The 7,111-nt window shown below is 68.0% G+C and carries 8 protein-coding genes and 1 pseudogene; 8 read left to right on the top strand and 1 reads right to left on the bottom strand.

Features of this window, described 5'->3' with window-relative positions; all coding sequences use genetic code 11:
* Positions 1 to 471, bottom strand: a pseudogene (locus tag Q0L94_RS16950) (SAM-dependent methyltransferase); the annotation flags it as partial.
* 107 nt (positions 472 to 578) lie between these two features.
* Between Q0L94_RS16950 and yidD the strand changes: the two are divergent.
* The 8 genes from yidD to hslU all read left to right on the top strand — a co-directional run.
* Positions 579 to 806: a membrane protein insertion efficiency factor YidD gene (gene yidD, locus Q0L94_RS16945; protein WP_296755666.1), complete on the top strand. Its 228-nt coding sequence runs from the start codon at positions 579 to 581 to the stop codon at positions 804 to 806.
* Positions 807 to 811: 5 nt separating this feature from the next.
* Positions 812 to 1,102, top strand: coding sequence for a hypothetical protein (locus Q0L94_RS16940; RefSeq protein ID WP_296755663.1), 291 nt, complete (start codon positions 812 to 814; stop codon positions 1,100 to 1,102).
* A gap of 70 nt (positions 1,103 to 1,172) precedes the next feature.
* Positions 1,173 to 2,552 (top strand): TonB-dependent receptor, encoded by a 1,380-nt coding sequence (locus Q0L94_RS16935; RefSeq protein ID WP_296755661.1) that lies wholly within the window; start codon positions 1,173 to 1,175, stop codon positions 2,550 to 2,552.
* An 11-nt stretch (positions 2,553 to 2,563) separates the two neighbouring features.
* Positions 2,564 to 3,478 carry a zinc ABC transporter substrate-binding protein gene (locus tag Q0L94_RS16930; RefSeq protein ID WP_296755659.1) on the top strand — a complete coding sequence of 305 codons (915 nt, stop codon included), beginning with the start codon at positions 2,564 to 2,566 and terminating at the stop codon, positions 3,476 to 3,478.
* A complete protein-coding gene (locus tag Q0L94_RS16925) occupies positions 3,475 to 4,233 on the top strand; it encodes a metal ABC transporter permease (protein WP_296755657.1) in 759 nt (252 codons plus the stop codon). The genes Q0L94_RS16930 and Q0L94_RS16925 overlap by 4 nt, the downstream gene beginning before the upstream one ends.
* Positions 4,234 to 4,276: 43 nt before the next feature.
* The gene (locus tag Q0L94_RS16920) at positions 4,277 to 5,395 is read left to right on the top strand and encodes an STAS domain-containing protein (RefSeq protein ID WP_296755654.1); all 1,119 of its coding nucleotides are present in this window, start codon (positions 4,277 to 4,279) and stop codon (positions 5,393 to 5,395) included.
* Positions 5,396 to 5,451: 56 nt separating this feature from the next.
* Complete coding sequence (hslV, locus tag Q0L94_RS16915; RefSeq protein ID WP_296639965.1) at positions 5,452 to 5,985, top strand: ATP-dependent protease subunit HslV; 534 nt, start codon at positions 5,452 to 5,454, stop codon at positions 5,983 to 5,985.
* A 58-nt stretch (positions 5,986 to 6,043) separates the two neighbouring features.
* The coding region (gene hslU, locus Q0L94_RS16910) for an ATP-dependent protease ATPase subunit HslU (protein ID WP_296755651.1) at positions 6,044 to 7,111 on the top strand (1,068 nt) is incomplete at its 3' end.

The following is a 7,111-nucleotide window of genomic DNA, read 5'->3' as shown; positions in this document are numbered from 1 at the left end:
GCTGATGTAGAACTGGTAGAGCCAGCCGATGATCTCAACCTCGGCCCAATCTTCTTCCGGGATCTCGGCGACCAGCTTGGCGATGACCGAGTCGGTACGCAGCAGGTTGTCGGGCAGCAGCAGCTCGGTTTCGTCGTCGATGCGCTCGAAGAGGAAGGGCATGGCGGTGGAGAGCGCGTTGCACTGGGCGACCAGCAGCAGGCGGTAGAGCTCGCCGTCCTTGTTCCCGGCGAGCTTGAGCTCGGCGATGTGGGCGGCATCCAGCCCGGGCAGCGTACGACTGGCGGCGAGATCGGCCGCGTGGGCGAGAATGTCCGGCAGGCCGCCGGCGGTGGCGCTGGAGAGCACGCGGTGGCCGTGGCCAAGGTAGTCGTGCAGCTCGATGTAGCGCAGCGCGGCGAAGCGGTTGAACCAGGTGTAGGCCACTGCCTCCATGGTGTAGCCAAACCCGTCGCGCTGGATGCGGCGCACCAGGCGCTCGCGCTGCAGGGCGACACGGCCGGCTTCGTGGAAAAGCTGCTGGCCGATTTCACCGGCGCGGCGCGTAGCCAGGCCGAACCCGGCGCGCAGGCGAGCCCATGAACCTGGCGCAGCAATGCCTCGTCGGCGCGATCCGCCTCTACCAGTTGGCGCTCTCGCCGTGGCTTGGCCGGCAATGCCGCTACCTGCCGACCTGCTCGGAATACGGCAAGGAGGCGATCGAAAAACACGGCGCGCTCAAGGGCGGCTGGCTGACCGCCAAACGCATCGGCCGCTGCCGCCCCGGCTGCGCCCACGGCTACGATCCTGTGCCGCCGCCCGACTGACCCGCATGCTGCGCCGTCGTCTCATCCGCACGCTGTTCGCACTGTTCCTGCTGCTGGGCCAGGCGTCCGCATTCGCCCATGCGCTCGGGCATCTGCAGCCGCACGACTCCGGCCTCCCCGAGCCGGTGTGCGAGGTTTGCCTGGCGCATGCCAACCTCGGCAGCGTGGCGCCGGCAAGCGCGTTCACGCTGCCGGTCGTGCCCGGCCATTATCTCGGCTTGCCGGCGGTGCCGCCGCCACCCGCCGCCGTCCTCCCCTGCCGCGCGCAAGCCCGCGCCCCGCCTGCCCCCGTCTGAAATCCGCACCTCAACACCGGCCGACCTCGCGGGGCGGCCGGCTGCGTTCCATTTTCCGACGGAGTTTTACATGTTACGACCCACACTTTTCGTGGCCGCGTTCGCGGCTGCGTCTCCTGTATTTGCCGATACCGACCTCGACGCGCTGCGCGCCGAAATCCGCGACCTGAAGGCCGCCTACGAAACCCGCATCCAGGCGCTGGAAACGCGCCTGCAGCAGGCCGAAACCCGCACCGAAACGGTGGCCACCCAGACCGCCATACAGGCGCAAGCCGCCCCCGAACCCCAGTCCCGGACACGCAGCAGTTTCAATCCGGACGTTTCGCTCATCCTGCAGGGCCGCTACGCGCATCTCGAAGACCGCGGCGAACGCGGCATCAGCGGCTTCATGGCGGCCGACGGCCACGGCCACGGCGGCGGCGACCGCGGCTTCTCGGTCGACGGCAGCGAACTGGTGCTGTCCGCCAGCATCGACCCCTATTTCCGCGGCTATCTGAACGCGGTGCTGGCCGACGGCGAAGTCGAGGTCGAGGAAGCCTGGGCGCAGACCACCGGCCTCGGCCAGGGCGTCTCGATCAAGGGCGGCCGCTTCAAATCCGGCATCGGCTATCAGAACGAGCAGCACCCGCACGCCTGGGATTTCGCCACCAACAACCTGGTCTACGAAGTGCTGTTCGGCGAGGGCTACGCGCAGGACGGCGTGCAGTTCAAATGGCTGGCGCCGACCGACACCTTCCTCGAATTCGGCGCCGAACTCGGCAACGGCAGCGCCTTCCCGGGCACCCGCAACGACAGCAACGGCGCCGACAGCGTGACGCTGTTCGGCCACACCGGCGGCGACGTCGGCGTCTCGAACAGCTGGCGCGCCGGCCTGTCGTGGCTGCGCGCCAAGCCGCGCGGCCGCGAATTCGAAAGCCACGACATCAACGAGATCGAGACCGCCGGCGATTTTTCCGGCAAGAGCCGCACCTGGCTCGCCGATTTCGTCTGGAAATGGGCGCCGAACGGCAACCCCACGCAGCAGAACTTCAAGTTCGCGGCGGAATATTTCCAGCGCAAGGAATCCGGCACGCTGGCCTGCGACGACGCCGATCCGGCCGCGCCCAGCCTGTGCGCGGGCGGGCTTGCCGCGCCCTATCTGGCCGACCAGTCCGGCTTCTACGCGCAGGCGGTCTACCAGTTCATGCCGCGCTGGCGCGCCGGCTACCGCTACGACCAGCTGTTCCGCGACGACGTGCTGTTCAACGGCGCGGATGCGGGCAGCGTGTTCGAATCGCTGGCCGACTACGATCCGAAGCGCCACAGCCTGATGCTCGACTACAGCCCGTCCGAGTTCTCGCGGCTGCGCCTCCAGTACACGCTCGACAAGGCGATGGAAGGCGTGGACGAGAACCAGTTCTACGTGCAGTACATCTACAGCCTGGGCAGCCACGGCGCCCACAAGTTCTGAGGAGACCGGCCATGAAACACGTGTATCCGACATGGCGCGCCGGCCTCCTGGCCGCCGCCCTGCTGCTGCCGGGCGCCGCGCAGGCGGCGCTCAAGGTCTTCGCCTGCGAACCCGAATGGGGCGCGCTCGTGCGCGAGATCGGCGGCGACCGGGTCGACGTCTACACCGCGACCACGGCGATGCAGGACCCGCACCGCATCGAGGCGCGGCCGTCGCTGATCGCCCGCGCGCGCAGCGCCGACCTGCTGGTCTGCACCGGCGCCGAACTGGAGATCGGCTGGCTGCCGGTGATCCTCGGCGAATCCGGCAACCGGTCCATCCAGGCCGGCCAGCCGGGACAATTCTTCGCCGCCGATTTCGTCGCGCTGCGCGAGAAGCCAGCCGTGCTCGACCGCGCGGCCGGCGACGTGCACGCGGCGGGCAACCCGCACATCCAGACCGACCCGCGCAACATCGCCCGGGTCGGCGCGGCGCTGGCCGAACGGATGGCCGCGCTCGACGCCGCCGACGCCGGCGTCTACCGCAAGCGCTGGGCGGATTTCTCGACCCGCTGGAACGCTGCCATCGCCCGCTGGGAAAAAGCCGCCGCGCCGCTGAAAGGCACCCCCGTCGTGGTGCAGCACAAGGCCTTCCCCTACCTGCTGAACTGGCTGGGGCTGAAGGAAGTCGCCGTGCTCGAACCCAAACCCGGCGTCGAACCCAGCCTCGCCAGCCTGGCCGCGGTGAAGCAGCGGCTGGCCGCCGAACCGGCGAAGCTGGTCATCCGGGCCGCCTACCAGCCGGCCCGGCCGAGCGAGTGGATCGCCGCGCAGGCCGGCGTGAAGGCGGTCGTGGTGCCGTTCACGGTGGGCGGCGACGCGCAGAGCGGCGACCTGTTCGGCCTGTTCGACTCGACCGTCTCGAAACTGCTGGCGGGGCTGAAATGAGCTTCGCCGCGCTCGACCCCGCCCTGCTCGGCCCGCCGCTCGCGGCGGGTCTGCTCGTGCTGGCCACCCACATCCCGCTCGGGCGGCGGGTGCTTGCGCGCGGCATCGTCTTTCTCGATCTGGCCATCGCCCAGTTCGCCGGGCTCGGCGTGATCGTCGCGCACGTCGCCGACTGGGACAGCGGCTGGGGCACGCAGCTCGTCGCCTTCGCCGCGGCGCTCGCCGGCGCCGCGCTCCTGGCCTGGAGCGACCGCCGCTGGCCGCAGCGGCAGGAAGCGCTGATCGGCTCCAGCTTCGTGGTGGCGGCCTGCGTCGCCGCGTTGCTGCTGGCGAGCGACCCGCACGGCGGCGAGGAATTGCAGACCCTGCTGGTCGGCCAGATTCTCTGGGTCAGCGACGCGCAGCTCGCCGCCGCCGCCGCGATCTACGCGGCGATCGGCCTGCTGTGGCGGCCGCTCATGCGCCGCAGCATCGGGTTCTACGCGCTGTTCGCGCTGGCGATCACGACCTCGGTGCAACTGGTCGGCGTCTATCTGGTGTTCGCCAGCCTCATTCTGCCCGCGCTCGCGACGCTGGACCGCGCGCGCGACTGGGCCGCGCCGGCCTTCGTCATCGGCGCAGCCGGCTACGGCGGCGGCCTGGTTCTCTCGGCGCTCACGGATCTGCCGACCGGGCCGCTGATCGTCGTCGCGCTGGCCGTGTGCGCGCTGGCGGGCGGATTTCTTCGGGTTGCCGCTGAGCACCATCGGCGCTAGTATTAGGGCTCGATTTTTCCATCGGCGTGCCGATATCTCCTGCGTGGCCCTCCCGTTTTTCAAAAAAGGCAAGGACAAACCGCCGGCATCCGCGCCGGCGCGCCGCGCTGCGCCCGAGCCGGTCGAAGCGCCCCAGACGCAGACGGTGATGGGCGTGGGGATCGGCCCCGACAGCGGGATCGTCGTCGAGGAATCCAGCGGCGCGCCCCAGTCGCCGCTCGACGAGGCCGCCATCCTCTACGCCAGCGGCCAGGCCGGGGGGGCCGAGCATATGCTGCAGGGCATCCTCGCGGCGGGCGACCGGCGCGCCTGGCACATGCTGTTCGATCTGTACGCCATCCAGGGCCGCGAGAAAGAGTTCGACCAGCTGGCGCTGGATTACGCGTTGCGCTTTGAGACCTCGCCGCCGGTCTGGCAAAAAATGAACGGCAACGGCGCGGCAACGCCCCAGCAAGCCCAGACGGCCAGCCTGGAGCTGCCCGGACTGCTCGACAAGACCGCTGCAGCCACGCTGCGCGACGGCATTGCCGCCACCGCCAAAAATACCGCGGTGCGGATCGATTTTTCAGACATCGCCATGGTCGACGAGTCGGGAGCGGACGAATGCGCGCGGGTCCTGAGCGCGGCGCGCAAGGCCAAGCGCAAGCTGCAGGTCAGCGGCGTCGACCGCCTGATCGCGCTGCTGCAGGATCTCAACCGCGCCACCCACAGCCGCGCGGTGCACTGGCTGCTGTTGCTGGAGCTGTACCAAACACTCGGGCAACAGGAGAAATTCGAAGATCTGGCGGTCGATTACGCCGTGCGCTTTGAAGTCTCTCCCCCTTCCTGGAGCGAGGTGCAAGCCGCGGAAGTGGTGCAGGGCAAGCCTGCCGAGCCGCTGGACAATGCCCTGCAGCTGACTGGCGAGATCACCCCCGCCAACGACAGCGTCTTGCAGCAACTCTGCAGCTACGCCGCCACCCACAGTGAAGTGCTGGTCGATCTGTCGCAGGTCACCCGCGTCGATTACGGCAGCGTCAGCCAGTTCATCGGCGTGCTGATGCAATGCCTGGGCAACGGCAAGAGCATCACCCTGCGCGGACACAACGCGCTCATCCACGAACTGTTTCGCGTCATGGGTATCGACCAGCTGGCGCAACTCATCCCGCACCACCCGGACTGACTCCGGCCCGCCGGGTCGCCACCTGTCCCGATCCGAGCGTCATTTATAATTCGGCCATGGAACAATATCGCGGCACCACCATCCTTTCCGTCCGCCGTGGCAATGAAGTCGCCCTCGGCGGCGACGGCCAGGTCACCCTCGGCAACATCGTCATCAAGTCCACCGCGCGCAAGGTGCGCCGGCTGTATCAGGAAAAGGTCCTGGCCGGATTCGCCGGCGGCACTGCCGACGCCTTCACCCTGTTCGAGCGCTTCGAAGCCAAGCTCGACAAACATTCGGGGCATCTGCTCAGAAGTGCGGTCGAACTTGCCAAGGACTGGCGCACCGACCGCATGCTGCGGCGGCTCGAAGCCATGCTGGCGGTGGCCGACCGCGAATACTCGCTCATCATCACCGGCAACGGCGACGTGCTGGAACCCGAGCTCGGCATCGCCGCCATCGGCTCGGGCGGCGCCTTCGCCCAGTCCGCCGCCCGCGCGCTGCTGGAAAACACCGACCTGCCCCCGCTTGAAATCGTCAAAAAGAGCCTCACCATTGCGGGAGACATCTGCATTTACTCAAACCAGAATCATGTGATCGAAACCCTGTGAGGTGGTGAGGGGTGAAGTGCCTCCCACCTCACCCCTCACGCCTAACGCCTCACGCCCAATGACCCCCAAAGAAATCGTCCACGAACTCGACAAACACATCGTCGGCCAGGCCGCCGCCAAGCGCGCGGTGGCGGTCGCGTTGCGCAACCGCTGGCGGCGCCAGCAGGTGAGCGATCCGCTGCGCCAGGAGATCACGCCAAAGAACATCCTGATGATCGGCCCGACCGGGGTCGGCAAGACCGAGATCGCGCGGCGCCTGGCGCGGCTGGCCAACGCGCCCTTCATCAAGATCGAAGCGACCAAGTTCACCGAGGTCGGCTACGTCGGGCGCGACGTCGACACCATCATCCGCGACCTGATGGAAACCGCGGTCAAGCAGATGCGCGGACAAGCCGCCGACAAAGTCCGTTTTCGCGCCGAGGAGGCCGCCGAGGAGCGCATCCTCGACGCGCTCCTGCCGCCGCCGCGCAGCGCCGGCTTCGGCGAGGCCGAACCGCAACGCGAGGAGGGTGCGGCGCGCCAGCGTTTCCGCAAGATGCTGCGCGAAGGTGCGCTCGACGACAAGGAAATCGAAATCGAGCTGGCGGCGGTCAGTCCCAGCATGGAAATCTTCACCCCGCCGGGAATGGAAGACCTGTCACAGCAGTTGCAGGGCATGTTTCAGAACATCGGGCAAGGCCGTCGGCAGAGCCGCAAGCTGAAAGTGCGCGAAGCCATGAAACTGCTGGCCGAGGAAGAAGCCGGGCGCCTGATCAGCGACGAGGAAACCAAGCAGCAGGCGCTGGAAGCGGTCGAGCAGAACGGTATCGTGTTTCTGGACGAGATCGACAAGATCGCCACCCGCAGCGATGCCCACAGCAGCGACGTGTCGCGCCAGGGCGTCCAGCGCGACCTGTTGCCGCTGATCGAGGGCACCACCGTGTCGACCAAGTACGGCATGGTGAAGACCGATCACATCCTGTTCATCGCCAGCGGCGCGTTCCATCTGTCCAAGCCGTCCGACCTCATCCCCGAACTGCAGGGGCGGCTGCCGATCCGGGTCGAACTGCAGGCGCTCTCGGTGGAAGACTTCGAGCGGATCCTGACTGCCACCGACGCCTGCCTGACGCGCCAGTACGAGGCCTTG

This window comes from Thiobacillus sp. (assembly GCF_024708915.1).
Note: the sequence above shows the minus strand (reverse complement) of the source record. Positions and strands in the feature narration are given on the sequence as shown.

Coding starts and splice junctions, on each gene's coding strand:
- Q0L94_RS16930 (WP_296755659.1), top strand. CDS start 2,564: ATGAAACACGTGTATCCGACATGGCGCGCCGGCCTCCTGGCCGCCGCC.
- Q0L94_RS16940 (WP_296755663.1), top strand. CDS start 812: ATGCTGCGCCGTCGTCTCATCCGCACGCTGTTCGCACTGTTCCTGCTG.
- Q0L94_RS16925 (WP_296755657.1), top strand. CDS start 3,475: ATGAGCTTCGCCGCGCTCGACCCCGCCCTGCTCGGCCCGCCGCTCGCG.
- hslV (WP_296639965.1), top strand. CDS start 5,452: ATGGAACAATATCGCGGCACCACCATCCTTTCCGTCCGCCGTGGCAAT.
- yidD (WP_296755666.1), top strand. CDS start 579: ATGAACCTGGCGCAGCAATGCCTCGTCGGCGCGATCCGCCTCTACCAG.
- Q0L94_RS16935 (WP_296755661.1), top strand. CDS start 1,173: ATGTTACGACCCACACTTTTCGTGGCCGCGTTCGCGGCTGCGTCTCCT.